Below are 14,155 nucleotides of genomic sequence, written 5' to 3'. Positions count from 1 at the left end.
TAGAAAGTGTGTAAGGAAGCAAAAAATATAAAACATGGACAGTAAAGTAATTAAAGGAAAAGCAATACCAAGAGGGAAATTTCCACATGTAAAACAAGTAGGAGATTTTATTTATGTGTCGGGAACTAGTTCTCGTAGACCTGATAATTCTTTTGAAGGTGTTGAGGTAGATGAATTTGGAACCACCAACTTAGATATAAAGAAACAAACCCGAGCGGTAATAGAAAACATTCGTGATATTTTAAACGAAGTAGGAGCGGATTTATCTGATATTGTAGATGTAACCTCGTTTTTGGTAAATATGAATGATTTTGGAGGATATAATGAAGTATATACTGAATACTTTGACTATAACGGACCAACCAGAACAACAGTAGCAGTACATCAATTACCACATCCACACTTATTAATTGAGATTAAAGTGGTGGCGTATAAGAAACAAGGGTAAAGAACCAAGAACCAAGACGAAAGAAGTCTTTTTTCTTTAATCTGTGAATGAAATGAATATTAAAAACTACATAAACGGAGAATTAGTAGCACCCGTTGCAAATAATTATATAGATAATTATAATCCGTCTATTGGAGAGGTGTATGGGCAAATTCCAAATTCTACTAAAGAGGATGTAGAATTGGCATATAAAGCAGCAAAGGCAGCATTTCCTACTTGGTCGAATACTACGTTAAACGAACGTAGAGATATTCTATCTAAAATAGCACAGTTAATTCAGCAAAGATTACCTGAATTGGCAGAAGCTGAGGCTAAGGATAATGGAAAACCATTGAGTTTGGCTACTGCGATAGATATTCCAAGAGCATCTTCAAATTTTCAATACTTTGCAGATGCAATTACACAGTTTTCATCAGAAGCTCACGAGAGCGTTGGCTTAGGAGCGATGAACTTTACCTTGCGTCAACCTATTGGTGTAGTAGCGTGTATTTCTCCTTGGAATTTACCATTGTATTTATTTACCTGGAAAATTGCTCCAGCCATAGCTGCTGGAAATTGTGTGGTAGCAAAACCTAGTGAAGTAACCCCAATGACAGCATATTTATTAGGAGAGATTTGCAATGAAGCTGGTTTACCTAAAGGGGTATTGAATATTGTTCACGGATTAGGAACTACTACAGGTCAAGCGATTATTGAGCATCCAGATATCAAAGCAATTTCATTTACAGGAGGTACCGCTACAGGAGCACATATTGCACGTACAGCTGCACCGATGTTTAAGAAATTATCGTTAGAGTTAGGAGGTAAAAATCCGAACATCATTTTCGCGGATTGTGATTATGAAAAAATGCTAGAAACTACGGTGCGTTCATCGTTTGCGAATCAAGGTCAGATTTGTTTATGTGGAAGTAGAATTCTTGTTGAGGAAAGTATTTATGAACAATTCAAAAAAGACTTTGTTCAAAAAGTATCACAACTAAAAATAGGAAATCCTTTTGATGCAGATACGAATATAGGAGCTTTAGTATCAAAACCACATTTAGAAAAGGTAAAATCATATATAGATCTCGCAGAGGAAGAAGGAGGTAAAATCCTCTATGGAGGAAATACGGTAACGGTAGAAGGTAGTGAGAATGGATACTATTTAGAGCCTACTGTTATAGAGGTTTCCAGTAACAAATGTAGATTAAATCAAGAAGAGATTTTTGGACCTGTAGTAACCTTGATGTCTTTTACAACAGAAGATGAAGCTTTGAAGTTAGCAAATGATGTGGTGTATGGATTATCATCAACGTTATGGACAAACAATTTAACAAGAACCATGCGAATTTCTAAAGAATTGCATACAGGAATTGTTTGGGTAAATACATGGTTGTTACGTGATTTAAGAACTCCTTTTGGAGGTCAAAAAGCAAGTGGGGTAGGACGTGAAGGAGGTTTTGAAGCCTTACGCTTTTTTACAGAACCAAAAAACGTATGTATAAAATATGAATAAGGAAATAAAGGAAAAAATAATTGCTGTTTGTGAAGAAAAGATTGCTAAGAAAGGAGAAAATGTAGGGCTTTCGTTTTATGCATTTTTCAAGAATAAGAATGACAATCCGAAAGTACTGATGGAAGTGGCAACTTGGTGGATTCAAACACATCAGTTGGACCATTTTGAGAAAGCAGTTAAGATTAAACAAATGATTCAGAATAACGAATAAGATGAATTTAGAGATACAACATAAAAATGCCTTGGTATGTGGTAGTACACAAGGAATAGGAAAAGCAGCAGCAATACAATTAGCTCAAGAAGGAGTAAATGTAACTTTAGTAGCTCGTAGCGAAGATAAATTAAAAGCTGTGTTGGCAGAACTACCAAACAATAATCAAAATCACGGGTATTTGGTAGCAGATTTTACCAATCCAACAGATTTAAAAGAGAAGTTAGAAGCAACGAATTTACAATTTCATATTTTAGTGAATAACACAGGAGGTCCGGCAGGAGGTCCTGTGTTCAATGCAAAATTAGAAGAGTTTGAAAGAGCTTTTACGATGCATTTAAAATGTAATCATGTCTTGGTACAAGCGGTAGTTCCGTTTATGAAAGAACAAAATTATGGTAGAATTATCAATGTAATTTCTACATCGGTAAAACAACCACTAGACGGGTTAGGAGTTTCAAATACTATTCGTGGTGCTGTGGCTAATTGGAGTAAAACCCTAGCGAATGAATTAGGACAATTCGGAATTACGGTGAATAATGTATTACCAGGAGCGACAGCTACAGAGCGTTTGACAGAAATTATCAATAATAAAGCAGCTAAAACTGGTAAATCGACAGAAGAAGTTGCTGAAATGATGAAAAACGCATCGCCAGCAAAACGTTTTGCAAAACCTGAAGAGGTAGCTAATGCAATTGTGTTTTTAGCAAGTGAAAGAGCAAGTTTTATCAACGGAATTAATGTTCCTGTAGATGGAGGGAGAACAAAATCATTATAAAAGAATCAGAAATAAAGACTTTTAGAAACAAGACTATTTAAGTATCTTTAAAACAATCTTAATTTTTGTGTGTAAAAGTCTAAAAATCTAAATAAAATGAGCAAGTTAGTACAACCTTTAAATTTCAAAAAGTGGATTGATGAAAACCGTCATTTACTAAAACCACCAGTAGGAAATAAACAAGTTTGGGATAACGGAGAGTATATCGTAATGGTTGTTGGAGGTCCTAATAATCGTAAAGATTATCACTATAATGAAACACCAGAATTTTTCTATCAACTAGAAGGAGATATGGTACTGAAAATTATTGATGATAAAGGTGAAATGATTGATGTTGAAATTAATGAAGGAGATATTTATTTGTTACCAGGTAAAGTGCCTCATTCACCGCAACGTAAGGCAAATACAGTAGGTTTGGTAATTGAATATCCGCGTGATGAGGGAATGATGGATGCTTTAGAATGGTATTGCGAAAACTGTGGGCATCAATTATATCGAGAAGAATTTGCTTTAGATAATATTGAAACGGATATGCCAATAATTTTTGACAAATATTATTCTGATAAAGAAAAATGTACTTGTGAAAAATGCAGTACAGTAATGGAAGCGCCTAATAAAATCAAGTAATTTATTATTCCTACGAAGCTAGGAATCCTGCAATAATCAAGAATTAAAAATTAAAATGATTCCCATCTAAAAAAGGGGAATGATACATAAGATGACAAAACGCAAACTACGAATAAACGGACATTCACATTTGTTGCCTTATCCAGAACAAATTCCGCAGTTTATGAAAGACAAAGGAATTTTTTGGGTAGATAAGGATAGGAAATTCATGCTACAAAAAGATTGGAGTCGACCTGTAACGGATTCTAGTTTCTTTTTAGACGAGAAGTTAGAATGGATGGAGCATTTTAAAATAGACCATGCAGTTGTTTTAAATCTATCTCAATTATATGGAAATGGACTTCGTTTGGAAGAAATGAAACAGGCCTTACGTTTTCAAAACGATTTTAACGCACGTGTGCAGCATGAAAATCCGTCGAAATTTACAACAGGTTTTGTGGTGCATCCTGGGTTTGTTCGAGGTGCTTTATGGGAAATAGAGCGTTGTGTTGAGGTATTAGGTATGCGTTTGTTATGTTTACCTACACACTACATGGATACCATTGGTACCTGGCGGTGTATTTTTGATGAGGAAAATGAACCAATTTTTGAATTAGCAAACAAGTATAACCTAGCCGTTGAAATTCACCCGTATGATGGAGAGAAATTTATTAAGTTACAAAATACAAGTTGGCGTTTTCACTTAATTTGGATGTTAGCACAATGTGCTGATGCCTATCATTTTTTAACGTTAAATGGGTATTATGACAAGTATCCAAACATGCGAATCTGCTTTGCTCATGGCGGACAGTTAGCGCAAATGAACTTAGGGCGTCGCATACAAGGTTTTGACGGAAGACCAGATTTATTTGAAGGGAAAACACACCCTAGAAAAGCGGTAGGACACAAAAATATCTTCTTTGATACGCTGGTTCATGATACAGGTTCATTAGATTTATTAATTAAAAACCAAGGTTCTAAACAAGTATTAATAGGGTTAGATGATCCGTATCCATTAGGAGAAATGGAAAGTGAAATTCAATCGTCATATCCAGGGAAAATTTTAGATTTAGCAATTGATAGAAATATTATTACAGAAACAGAACGTGATGAGATGTGGGAGGATAATGTACTACAATGGTTGTTTGGCGATGACGAGAAAGCAAAGAAAGAGTTAGTTTCTAAAATATTACAATAGTATAGAAATGAAAAAATCCGAAGTAAGTTATTTACTCCGGATTTTTTATATTTAGTATAAGTTATTTATTTAAAAACAGAAGTGATATTTAAAGCTACATCATCCCAAGTTTTAGAAACTCCATCAGCACCTTTATGTAAATCTTTACAAGCAGTATTTAAAGAATCTAAAGCGTTTTGAGCTTGCCAATCAGATATGTTCATGGTAGCGTTTAAACTAAATTCTTTTCCGTTTAAAGTGTATTTAAAAGGAAGCTTTTTAGTTGTACTGTTCATAGTTAAATCAGCATAACCAATAGAATCGTTTTCTAAAACTAACTTACCAGAAAGTAGTTCAGTTTTATCCATAATTCCGAAGAAAAACTTTCTAATTTTAAAATCTCTACTACTGTCTTGAGTAAAGATACTACTTACAGGAATTGAAAATTCAGCATTATTAATTGCTTCTTTGGCAGTATTTCCTTCACCACCAGCAGTTATGTTTACTTTTTGAAATTGACCTTTTACTGGTACTTTGTCAGTAGTTTTATATGCTACCCAATTGATTGTATTTGTTGCGTCTTGTAAAACAAAAGCTTTTTTAGCAGCCTTAACTTCTTCTTTTGTTGTTTCAGTTTCTTTTTTAGCTTCAGATTTACAAGAAATCATTTGAGCAATTGTAAAACAGATAACTAATGAATAAACGATTTTTTTCATGAGGATTATTTTATGATTGAATTTACTAATTTAATATATTCTTCTTTAGCTTCATCTTCTCCCATACCTCTAAGTTGCATCCATGCATTGAACTTAAAAGCATTTCGTAGATCGCTATTGTCGTTAAATGTAAACCTGTCACCTTTTACGGCTTGTTTATAGTAAGCGTATAAGCGTAGCATAACATCTGCAGGAAGCTTTTCCTCTAGTTCAGATGCTATTTTATAGGCTTCTTTAAACCTTAAATCTAAATCATTTTCCATGTGTTTGGATAATTAAATGTGTAGATAGTTTACATTATGTAATGTATATACAAATATACGAAGGGAGCAAGGAAAAACAAACTATCAAGTCTATCTAATAATCCACCATGACCAGGCATAATAGTACCACTGTCTTTTATATTAGCTTGTCTTTTAAACTTAGATTCTACTAAGTCACCTAAAGAGCCAAAAACCGCAACGATAATAGCAATAATTATCCAGCTTGATATAGAAAAAATTCCTGAATACTGTCCTATAATAACCCCTACAATGATAGAGAAAACTAGACCTCCAATAAAACCTTCAATAGTTTTTTTAGGAGAAACTTTTTCAAATAATTTATGTTTTCCGAAATTTTTTCCCACCAAAAAAGCAAAGCTATCATTTGTCCAAATAAGAAGCATAATGTAAATTATTATGTGTGGTTGATAAGCATTATTAATGAACGGAAGGTTCATTAAAAAGTAAAAAGGGAAAATTAAATAGATAGCTTGTAAAAATATTTTTCCACTAAAAGCTTCTGTTTTTATTGGCTTTGTACTTATCAATAAATATAATAAGACAGATAAACCGAATAGGGTAATTACTAGTAAAAAATCATTGTAACTAATACTTGCTCTTACAGAGGAAAAAACTACATAAGCTAAAAGTAAGTATGGAATGAAACTTTTTGACTTTAAAATTTTAGAAAATTCCCAAATACAAACAGTAGCAAAAATAGCTAGTAAACCTATATATGTTTCTGCAGAATATAAAATAGCAGAAATGAATAGGATAGCGTAAACAAGTGCAGAAAGTGATCTTGTTAAAAGATTAGACATAGGTTAAAGGTCTTCAAAGAGCAGCAAATATAAATCTTTTGTATTATTGTTGCCATAATTTAAGAAATTATCATCTTCAATTTCAAATTTATAATTTCTTATAGAGCTAATATTGGTAGGGATATTGCCACTAAAGTGTGTTTTAATTCCCATTAAGCCTTCTCCTGTATTTTTTACTAATTGACTAGTTGTAGCATACACAATAAAATGCTTAGAATGGGCTGCTAATTTTTGGCTACCTAACTGATTAGAAGAAAATAAAATTTCTCCTTTGTCAGCAATTAAGTGCTCGCAAGAGGTGAAAAACGGAACTAACTCTGATGAATGTTGTTGAACATTTACATCAATTTTTTCAGTAATTTTTAATAAGTCATAATCTGTACAAGTAACTTTTCGCCAATTATTTTCTTGTAAGATATTTTTTAAATTATTAGTTACTTCGTTTATAGATGTACAGTATAAAAATTTACCTCCTTTATTGATAAAATGATGAACAAAAGAATCATCTAAAGATAAATGAACTACTTGCTCATTGATAATCTTCTCTTTAGATGATTCTTTAAAGGTTTTAAATAATTTGTTGAAAAAATTCATTCAAATAAAAAACTATTCTTCAGTTGTTGTTTCAGTTTTTTCTTCTTCCTTTCCAAACGGTCTGTCTCCAAAGATTTTTACTAAATCATCTTTGAAAATAACCTCTTTTTCAAGTAATAACTCAGCTAACTCTGTTAGTTTATCTCTGTTTTCATCTAGTATATCAATAGCTCTTTTGTATTGATTTTCGATAATTTCAGAGATTTCCTCATCAATTTTCTGAGCAGTGGCATCACTATAAGGTTTAACAAAGGCGTCATTACCAGATGAATCGTAATATGTAATGTTACCTACTTTGTCATTTAAACCATAAACAGTAACCATAGCACGAGCTTGTTTCGTAACTTTTTCTAAGTCGCTTAACGCACCTGTAGAGATTTTATTGAACATTAACTTTTCAGCTGCTCTACCACCCATGGTAGCACACATTTCATCAAGCATTTGTTCTGTTTGAACAATCTTTCTTTCTTCAGGAAGATACCAAGCAGCACCTAATGATTGACCACGAGGAACAATAGTAACTTTTACTAAAGGAGCAGCATGCTCTAACATCCAACTTACAGTTGCATGACCTGCTTCGTGGAAAGCAATTACTTTCTTTTCTTTTGGAGTAATTACTTTGTTCTTCTTTTCTAAACCACCTACAATTCTATCAACAGCATCTAAGAAATCTTGATGCTCAATTGCATTTTTACCTTTTCTTGCAGCAATTAAAGCAGCTTCGTTACAAAGGTTAGCAATATCTGCTCCAGAAAAACCAGGAGTTTGTTGTGCTAAGAACTCTAAGTTTACATTTTCAGCTAACTTTAAAGGTTTGATATGTACGTTAAAAATTTCTCTACGTTCGTGTAAGTCTGGTAAATCAACATAAATTTGGCGATCGAAACGACCTGCACGCATTAAAGCTTTATCTAATACATCAGCGCGGTTCGTAGCAGCTAATACAATTACGTTTGTATCGGTACCAAAACCATCCATTTCTGTTAGTAATTGGTTTAAGGTGTTTTCACGTTCGTCATTTCCACCTGTCATGCTATTTTTACCTCTAGCACGCCCAATAGCATCAATCTCATCAATAAAAATAATTGAAGGTGATTTTTGTTGCGCTTGCTTAAATAAGTCACGTACACGAGATGCTCCAACTCCTACAAACATTTCAACAAAATCAGAACCAGATAAAGAGAAGAAAGGCACGCCAGCTTCACCAGCAACAGCTTTAGCTAATAAAGTCTTACCAGTACCAGGAGGTCCTACCAATAAAGCTCCTTTAGGAATTTTACCTCCTAATTTAGTATACTTTTCAGGACTTTTTAAGAAATCAACAATTTCTTGAACTTCTTCTTTAGCTCCTTCTAAACCAGCTACATTTTTAAAGGTAGTTTTAACCTTAGTATTTTCATCAAAAAGTTTAGCTTTTGATTTTCCGATGTTGAAAATTTGACCTCCAGCACCGCCACCACCAGCAGCTCCTGACATTCTTCTCATAAAGAAAAGCCAAATAGCGATTAATAAAATAAAAGGAAGGAAGCTGATGAGGGTATCCATCATACTAGTTCTTTCGATATTTACTTTATCAAAATCAAGATTGTTTTCTTTCTTTTCTTTTTCAATCTCGTTTTCAAAATTTTGCAAATCACCAAAATTGTAACTATATAACGGAGAGCCTTTTCTAAAGAAAGGAGATTCAGCTAATTTTTTATGCTCTTCTTTTTTTTCAGCTTCAGGCTTTAAATAAATTTGAGCAACATTGTTGTTTTCAACAACTATTTTCTGAATATCGTTGGCTTCTAAGATTTTGGTGAACTCGTTTTTAGAAATATTACGAGATCCTAAATTACCAGAGTTAAAAAAACTTAACCCTAATAATATAATTAGTATTGGTATGTATAGCCAAAATGAGCTAAACGTAAATTTTGGCGTGTTTTTTTTATTATCACTCATAAATAGGTGTATAAAATGTTAGCAATTAAGCAGGGTTGATTTCGGTAATTTTTGCGTCACCCCAAAGACTTTCAATATCGTAAAACTCACGAACTTGTTTTTGAAAGATATGTACAACAACATTAACGTAATCCATAAGAACCCATTCGGCGTTTCCAAGACCCTCAACGTGCCAAGGTTTGTCTTTAAGTTCTTTGCTGACTACTTTTTGTACAGAGCCCGAAATGGCATTAACTTGTGTGTTCGAGTTAGCAGAACAAACTACAAAATAATCACAAACAGTGTTTTCTATCTCCCTTAAATCTAGTAATTGGATGTCTTCTCCCTTTACATCATCTATCCCTTTAATAATCACAGCTAAAAGATCGTCTGTGTTTGTTTGTTTTATTGTCATTAAATAAAATTAAGTTTTAGCAAAGTTATTGTTTTTTTGTGAGTAATTTATGTAATATTGATACTTGTTTCACTCACTAAATTTACATGAAAATAATCAAACTTAATGCCATCGATTCAACCAACACTTTTTTGAAAGATATGGTGTCAAAAATGTCAATTGATGACTTTACAGTGGTGGTAGCAAAAACTCAAACAAAGGGTAGGGGGCAAATGAATTCAGAATGGGTGGTTGATGAGGGTAAAAACCTTACTTTTAGTGTGTTTTGTAGGTTTGAAGCTTTATGTGTTGAAGATCATAAGTATTTGAATTTTTGTGTTTCGTTAAGCGTTTTAGAAGCGTTAAATGAGATAGAAGTGCCAAATTTAGCTGTGAAATGGCCTAACGACATTCTGTCAGGAAATAAAAAAATAGTTGGGATCTTAATAGAAAACTCTTTAAAAGGTAGCAATATTAGTTCATCGGTTATAGGAATAGGGATAAATGTAAATCAAGATATTTTTTCTGATAAATTACCTAACGCTTCTTCAATAAAAATGATTTTAAAGAAAGAAACAGATTTAGAAACTTTATTAGAAGCTGTTCTTCTTAAACTGAAAAAAAATATAGGACTCTTAGAAGAAAAAGAATATAAATTGTTAGAAGAGAGTTATTTAAAGGTGTTGTATAAAAAAAATGTTCCGACAATGTTTAAAAACAATCAGAACATTTTGTTTATGGGTAAAATCATTGGAGTTTCAAAAAATGGAAATCTCCAAATTGAATTAGAAGACGAAACGGTTCAAGAATTTGGTTTGAAAGAAGTTTCGTTTGCTAATTTATAATTTTGCTAAGTTTTCAGTTAAAGTACCAATAAACTTTGTTAATGGAGCTTTTACCATCATTGCCATCATAGCATTGAACTCACCGTCAAACTTTAAAGTTACATTACTTTCGTTTTCAGAAACCTCATTAATATCAGCAGCTAATGTAAAAGGCAACTTACTGCTTGCAGCACCTAAAGTAACATTAGAATATTCGGTTTTATCTTTCATAACCAATCTAATTTCAGGCATTCCTTTTAAACCAAAAATAAAGCTATCGCCATCTACTTCAAATTTTTGAGTATTCTCAGGCATCAATTGCTCAAAGTTTTCAAGTTTGGTTAAAAAATTGAATAAGTCTTTAGATGACTTTTTTACAGTTACTGTATTTCCTTCTATATTCATTGTGCTGTTAGTTTTCGTTTTGTTTCCATTTACTAGGTTCAATTCTCCAGTCCTCTAAAGTACGAAGTTCTTCGCTAGTTATATATTTACTGTCTAAAGCTTGTTCTAATAAGTACTCATAGTTACTTAATGTAGTTAACTCTACACCGTCTGCTTTAAAATTTTCTGAAGCAATACTAAATCCGTAAGAAAAAATAGCTACCATACCTTTTACATTGGCATGTGCTTCTTTCAAAGCTTTAACAGCATTTAAACTACTTTTACCAGTACTTATTAAATCTTCAATAACTACTACATTCTGACCACTTTCTATATGCCCCTCAATTTGGTTTTGTCTACCATGTTTTTTAGGCTCTGGTCTTACATATACAAAAGGTACTCCTAATTCTTGAGCAACTAATATACCAATTGCAATAGCTCCGGTTGCTACTCCTGCAATTACATCAGGTTTACCATGTTTTTCTTCAACTAGTTTGGCAATTTCTTGTTTAAGAAAATTCCTAACTGGCGGGTATGATAATGTAATTCGGTTATCGCAATAAATTGGAGATTTCCATCCAGAAGCCCATGTAAAAGGTTCTTTTGGACTCAATTTTATAGCTTTAATTTGCAAAAGAAGCTCGGCAGTTTTTTTTGCTGTATCTTTGTTAAAATCCATGTCGCAAATGTATAAAGTTTTTGTTAATGATAAACCAATAATCTTTACAACTTCAATTAAAAATGAAGCGGATTTTCCTGTTTATATTTACAAAAATACAATTATTGAAGAACTTATTTACAAGTTAAAAGTAGGTAAATTTGAAGGTGTTTACTTGTATTCGAATAACTTAGCTGAAGTTTGGTTAGAGTTTAAAGAAAAATTTAAGGTAATTGTTGCTGGCGGCGGATTGGTTTTAAATGAAAGCAACGAAGTGCTATTTATATACAGAGGTAGTAAATGGGATTTGCCCAAAGGAAGAATTGAAGAAGGAGAAGGAATAGAAGAAACAGCTATTAGAGAGGTAGAGGAAGAATGTGGTATTGAAAACCTAACAATACAAAGAAAGCTTATTGATACATACCATTTATTTATGATGGATAATGAATACCGTTTAAAAGAAACCCATTGGTATTTAATGCACTCAGATTATAAAGGAGAATTAATACCACAGTTAGAAGAAGGAATCACAGAAGTGACTTTTAAAAATGAGAAAGAAACTGAAGAAGCCTTAACAAATAGCTATGCGAACATACAACTTGTCTATAATTCCTACTTAAACGGATAGGTTTGTGACACTCTGTCATAAAAAATAATCACTTTTTATTCTTTTTCTGCCAAAATAATAGACGAACTCTGTTGGCACACACTTTGACTAATACTACTCGTAAATTTGAATTAAAAACTTTAAAAAGATAAATAAAGATTATGAGTAAAATTATAGGTATAGATTTAGGTACTACGAACTCATGTGTGTCTGTAATGGAAGGAAATGAGCCAGTAGTAATTCCAAATGCTGAAGGAAAAAGAACTACACCATCTATTGTAGCATTTGTAGAAGGTGGAGAGCGTAAAGTAGGAGATCCTGCAAAGCGTCAAGCAGTAACAAACCCAACAAAAACAGTTTATTCTATTAAACGTTTTATGGGGAACAAGTATTCTGAGTCTGAAAAAGAGGCAGGTAGAGTACCTTATGAAGTAGTAAAAGGAGATAACGATACACCAAGAGTAAAAATTGATGATCGTTTATATACACCGCAAGAAATTTCTGCAATGATTTTACAGAAAATGAAGAAAACTGCTGAAGACTATTTAGGTCAAGGTGTTTCTGAAGCGGTAATTACAGTACCAGCATACTTTAACGATGCACAACGTCAGGCTACTAAAGAAGCAGGTGAAATTGCAGGATTAACAGTTCGTCGTATTATCAACGAGCCAACTGCAGCTGCATTAGCTTACGGATTAGATAAAGCAAATGATGATAAGAAAATTGTAGTATTCGACTTTGGTGGTGGTACGCATGATGTTTCTATCCTAGAATTAGGAGACGGAGTATTTGAAGTATTAGCTACTGATGGAGATACACACTTAGGAGGTGATGATGTAGATGAAAAAATCATTAACTGGTTAGCAGAAGAGTTTAATGCTGAAGAAAGTATGGATTTACGTAAAGATCCTATGGCATTACAACGTTTAAAAGAAGCTGCTGAAAAAGCGAAGATTGAATTATCAAGCACAACTTCAACAGAAATTAATTTACCATATATCACTGCTACAGCTAGTGGACCAAAACACTTGGTAAGAACATTAACAAGAGCGAAGTTTGAACAATTAATTCACGATTTAATTGACAGAACAATTGAACCATGTAGAACGGCTTTAAAAAATGCAGATTTATCTACATCTGATATTGATGAAGTAATTTTAGTAGGAGGTTCAACTCGTATTCCAGCAATTCAAGAAGCTGTTGAGAAATTCTTCGGAAAAGCACCAAGTAAAGGTGTAAATCCAGATGAAGTAGTATCATTAGGAGCTGCAATTCAAGGAGGAGTGTTAACAGGTGATGTAAAAGACGTATTATTATTAGACGTTACACCATTATCATTAGGAATTGAAACAATGGGTAATGTATTTACAAAGTTAATCGAAGCAAATACAACTATTCCAACTAAAAAATCGCAAGTGTTCTCTACGGCAGTAGATAACCAACCATCGGTAGATATTCACGTATTACAAGGTGAAAGAGCGATGGCAGCAGATAACAAAACAATTGGTCGTTTCCAATTAACAGATATTCCACCAGCACAAAGAGGAGTGCCTCAAATTGAAGTAACTTTTGATATCGATGCAAACGGAATTATTAAAGTATCTGCAGTAGATAAAGCAACTGGTAAGTCGCAAGATATTCGTATCGAGGCTTCTTCAGGATTATCTGATGAAGAAATCCAAAAGATGAAGCAAGAAGCAGAGGCAAATGCTGATGCCGATAAGAAAGCGAAAGAAACTGCTGAGAAAATTAACGGAGCAGATTCTATGATTTTCCAAACAGAAAAGCAATTAAAAGAGTTTGGTGATAAATTATCAGCTGATAAAAAAGAGCCAATCGAAGCTGCTTTAGAAGAGTTAAAGAAAGCTCACGAATCTAAAGACCTTGCTGCTATCGATGCTGCAATGGAAAAAATTAATGAAGCTTGGAAAGTTGCTTCAGAAGAAATGTATAAAGCAGAACAAGATGCACAAGCTAACGGAGCTGGTACACAAGGAAATGCAAATGCAGGTTCTTCATCAGAAGGAGATAATGTAGAAGATGTAGACTTCGAAGAAGTTAAATAATTTTTACATACATAAGTTTTTAAAAGCTCGCCTATTGGCGAGCTTTTTTGTTTTTACTAAAATTTCAGGATTTCTTTTAGAAAGAAAACAAAACGTTTTAGAAATGAATAGGGTTCTTTCAGCAAGTTTTTCAGTGTGTTAGCTATTGCGCTTATACTTTTATGCCCAAATAAGGGAAAAGCACTTTTATAAG

General features: G+C 33.0%; 17 protein-coding genes. 9 read left to right on the top strand and 8 right to left on the bottom strand.

Annotated elements, in window-relative coordinates; all coding sequences use genetic code 11:
- Positions 1–34 precede the first annotated feature (34 nt).
- From C8N26_RS11315 to C8N26_RS11290, 6 genes are all read left to right on the top strand, one after another.
- Positions 35–448, top strand: coding sequence for a RidA family protein (locus C8N26_RS11315; protein WP_120187377.1), 414 nt, complete (start codon positions 35–37; stop codon positions 446–448).
- Positions 449–500: 52 nt separating this feature from the next.
- Entirely contained in the window at positions 501–1,943 is a 1,443-nt protein-coding gene (locus C8N26_RS11310) for an aldehyde dehydrogenase (protein ID WP_120187376.1), read from the top strand.
- The gene (locus tag C8N26_RS11305) at positions 1,936–2,154 is read left to right on the top strand and encodes a DUF6500 family protein (RefSeq protein ID WP_120187375.1); all 219 of its coding nucleotides are present in this window, start codon (positions 1,936–1,938) and stop codon (positions 2,152–2,154) included. Before C8N26_RS11310 ends, C8N26_RS11305 begins: the two co-directional genes overlap by 8 nt.
- 1 nt (position 2,155) lies before the next feature.
- The gene (locus C8N26_RS11300) at positions 2,156–2,932 is read left to right on the top strand and encodes an SDR family oxidoreductase (RefSeq protein ID WP_120187374.1); all 777 of its coding nucleotides are present in this window, start codon (positions 2,156–2,158) and stop codon (positions 2,930–2,932) included.
- Between the two features lie 96 nt (positions 2,933–3,028).
- Positions 3,029–3,559, top strand: a complete 531-nt coding sequence (locus C8N26_RS11295) for a 3-hydroxyanthranilate 3,4-dioxygenase (protein WP_120187373.1) — start codon at positions 3,029–3,031, stop codon at positions 3,557–3,559.
- A 91-nt stretch (positions 3,560–3,650) separates the two neighbouring features.
- Positions 3,651–4,736: an amidohydrolase family protein gene (locus C8N26_RS11290; protein ID WP_120187395.1), complete on the top strand. Its 1,086-nt coding sequence runs from the start codon at positions 3,651–3,653 to the stop codon at positions 4,734–4,736.
- Between the two features lie 65 nt (positions 4,737–4,801).
- Here C8N26_RS11290 and C8N26_RS11285 read toward each other — a convergent pair whose 3' ends face one another.
- The 6 genes from C8N26_RS11285 to rsfS are packed head-to-tail and all read right to left on the bottom strand — an operon-like array spanning position 4,802 to position 9,444.
- Complete coding sequence (locus C8N26_RS11285; RefSeq protein WP_120187372.1) at positions 4,802–5,431, bottom strand: YceI family protein; 630 nt, start codon at positions 5,429–5,431, stop codon at positions 4,802–4,804.
- A gap of 5 nt (positions 5,432–5,436) precedes the next feature.
- The gene (locus C8N26_RS11280) at positions 5,437–5,694 is read right to left on the bottom strand and encodes an acyl-CoA-binding protein (protein ID WP_120187371.1); all 258 of its coding nucleotides are present in this window, start codon (positions 5,692–5,694) and stop codon (positions 5,437–5,439) included.
- Between the two features lie 29 nt (positions 5,695–5,723).
- Positions 5,724–6,515: a phosphatidate cytidylyltransferase gene (locus C8N26_RS11275; RefSeq protein ID WP_120187370.1), complete on the bottom strand. Its 792-nt coding sequence runs from the start codon at positions 6,513–6,515 to the stop codon at positions 5,724–5,726.
- Between the two features lie 3 nt (positions 6,516–6,518).
- Positions 6,519–7,109 carry a hypothetical protein gene (locus tag C8N26_RS11270; RefSeq protein ID WP_120187369.1) on the bottom strand — a complete coding sequence of 197 codons (591 nt, stop codon included), beginning with the start codon at positions 7,107–7,109 and terminating at the stop codon, positions 6,519–6,521.
- Between the two features lie 12 nt (positions 7,110–7,121).
- Positions 7,122–9,050 carry an ATP-dependent zinc metalloprotease FtsH gene (gene ftsH, locus C8N26_RS11265; protein WP_120187368.1) on the bottom strand — a complete coding sequence of 643 codons (1,929 nt, stop codon included), beginning with the start codon at positions 9,048–9,050 and terminating at the stop codon, positions 7,122–7,124.
- A 25-nt stretch (positions 9,051–9,075) separates the two neighbouring features.
- Positions 9,076–9,444, bottom strand: a complete 369-nt coding sequence (rsfS, locus tag C8N26_RS11260; protein WP_028893075.1) for a ribosome silencing factor — start codon at positions 9,442–9,444, stop codon at positions 9,076–9,078.
- Between the two features lie 86 nt (positions 9,445–9,530).
- On the opposite strand from rsfS, the gene C8N26_RS11255 reads away from it, so the two are divergent.
- Positions 9,531–10,268 (top strand): biotin--[acetyl-CoA-carboxylase] ligase, encoded by a 738-nt coding sequence (locus tag C8N26_RS11255; protein WP_120187367.1) that lies wholly within the window; start codon positions 9,531–9,533, stop codon positions 10,266–10,268.
- Here the strand turns inward: C8N26_RS11255 and C8N26_RS11250 are convergent.
- Both C8N26_RS11250 and pyrE read right to left on the bottom strand, forming a co-directional pair.
- Positions 10,263–10,652, bottom strand: a complete 390-nt coding sequence (locus C8N26_RS11250; protein ID WP_028893077.1) for an orotate phosphoribosyltransferase — start codon at positions 10,650–10,652, stop codon at positions 10,263–10,265. The two genes, C8N26_RS11255 and C8N26_RS11250, sit on opposite strands and share 6 nt — an antisense overlap.
- 7 nt (positions 10,653–10,659) lie before the next feature.
- Entirely contained in the window at positions 10,660–11,310 is a 651-nt protein-coding gene (gene pyrE / locus C8N26_RS11245; RefSeq protein ID WP_028893078.1) for an orotate phosphoribosyltransferase, read from the bottom strand.
- Positions 11,311–11,317: 7 nt separating this feature from the next.
- Between pyrE and C8N26_RS11240 the strand changes: the two genes are divergently transcribed.
- Together C8N26_RS11240 and dnaK are read left to right on the top strand one after the other, a co-directional pair.
- The gene (locus C8N26_RS11240) at positions 11,318–11,917 is read left to right on the top strand and encodes an NUDIX hydrolase (RefSeq protein ID WP_028893079.1); all 600 of its coding nucleotides are present in this window, start codon (positions 11,318–11,320) and stop codon (positions 11,915–11,917) included.
- A gap of 140 nt (positions 11,918–12,057) precedes the next feature.
- Positions 12,058–13,962 (top strand): molecular chaperone DnaK, encoded by a 1,905-nt coding sequence (gene dnaK / locus C8N26_RS11235; protein ID WP_120187366.1) that lies wholly within the window; start codon positions 12,058–12,060, stop codon positions 13,960–13,962.
- Positions 13,963–14,155: the final 193 nt, after the last annotated feature.

It is taken from the genome of Tenacibaculum lutimaris (assembly GCF_003610735.1).
Lineage (GTDB): Bacteria > Bacteroidota > Bacteroidia > Flavobacteriales > Flavobacteriaceae > Polaribacter > Polaribacter lutimaris.
Note: the sequence above shows the minus strand (reverse complement) of the source record. Positions and strands in the feature narration are given on the sequence as shown.

Excerpts from the sequence above, each read along its gene's own strand:
- C8N26_RS11315 (WP_120187377.1), top strand. The coding sequence starts at position 35 with ATGGACAGTAAAGTAATTAAAGGAAAAGCAATACCAAGAGGGAAATTT.
- C8N26_RS11310 (WP_120187376.1), top strand. The coding sequence starts at position 501 with ATGAATATTAAAAACTACATAAACGGAGAATTAGTAGCACCCGTTGCA.
- C8N26_RS11305 (WP_120187375.1), top strand. The coding sequence starts at position 1,936 with ATGAATAAGGAAATAAAGGAAAAAATAATTGCTGTTTGTGAAGAAAAG.
- C8N26_RS11300 (WP_120187374.1), top strand. The coding sequence starts at position 2,156 with ATGAATTTAGAGATACAACATAAAAATGCCTTGGTATGTGGTAGTACA.
- C8N26_RS11295 (WP_120187373.1), top strand. The coding sequence starts at position 3,029 with ATGAGCAAGTTAGTACAACCTTTAAATTTCAAAAAGTGGATTGATGAA.
- C8N26_RS11290 (WP_120187395.1), top strand. The coding sequence starts at position 3,651 with ATGACAAAACGCAAACTACGAATAAACGGACATTCACATTTGTTGCCT.
- C8N26_RS11285 (WP_120187372.1), bottom strand. The coding sequence starts at position 5,431 with ATGAAAAAAATCGTTTATTCATTAGTTATCTGTTTTACAATTGCTCAA.
- C8N26_RS11280 (WP_120187371.1), bottom strand. The coding sequence starts at position 5,694 with ATGGAAAATGATTTAGATTTAAGGTTTAAAGAAGCCTATAAAATAGCA.
- C8N26_RS11275 (WP_120187370.1), bottom strand. The coding sequence starts at position 6,515 with ATGTCTAATCTTTTAACAAGATCACTTTCTGCACTTGTTTACGCTATC.
- C8N26_RS11270 (WP_120187369.1), bottom strand. The coding sequence starts at position 7,109 with ATGAATTTTTTCAACAAATTATTTAAAACCTTTAAAGAATCATCTAAA.
- ftsH (WP_120187368.1), bottom strand. The coding sequence starts at position 9,050 with ATGAGTGATAATAAAAAAAACACGCCAAAATTTACGTTTAGCTCATTT.
- rsfS (WP_028893075.1), bottom strand. The coding sequence starts at position 9,444 with ATGACAATAAAACAAACAAACACAGACGATCTTTTAGCTGTGATTATT.
- C8N26_RS11255 (WP_120187367.1), top strand. The coding sequence starts at position 9,531 with ATGAAAATAATCAAACTTAATGCCATCGATTCAACCAACACTTTTTTG.
- C8N26_RS11250 (WP_028893077.1), bottom strand. The coding sequence starts at position 10,652 with ATGAATATAGAAGGAAATACAGTAACTGTAAAAAAGTCATCTAAAGAC.
- pyrE (WP_028893078.1), bottom strand. The coding sequence starts at position 11,310 with ATGGATTTTAACAAAGATACAGCAAAAAAAACTGCCGAGCTTCTTTTG.
- C8N26_RS11240 (WP_028893079.1), top strand. The coding sequence starts at position 11,318 with ATGTATAAAGTTTTTGTTAATGATAAACCAATAATCTTTACAACTTCA.
- dnaK (WP_120187366.1), top strand. The coding sequence starts at position 12,058 with ATGAGTAAAATTATAGGTATAGATTTAGGTACTACGAACTCATGTGTG.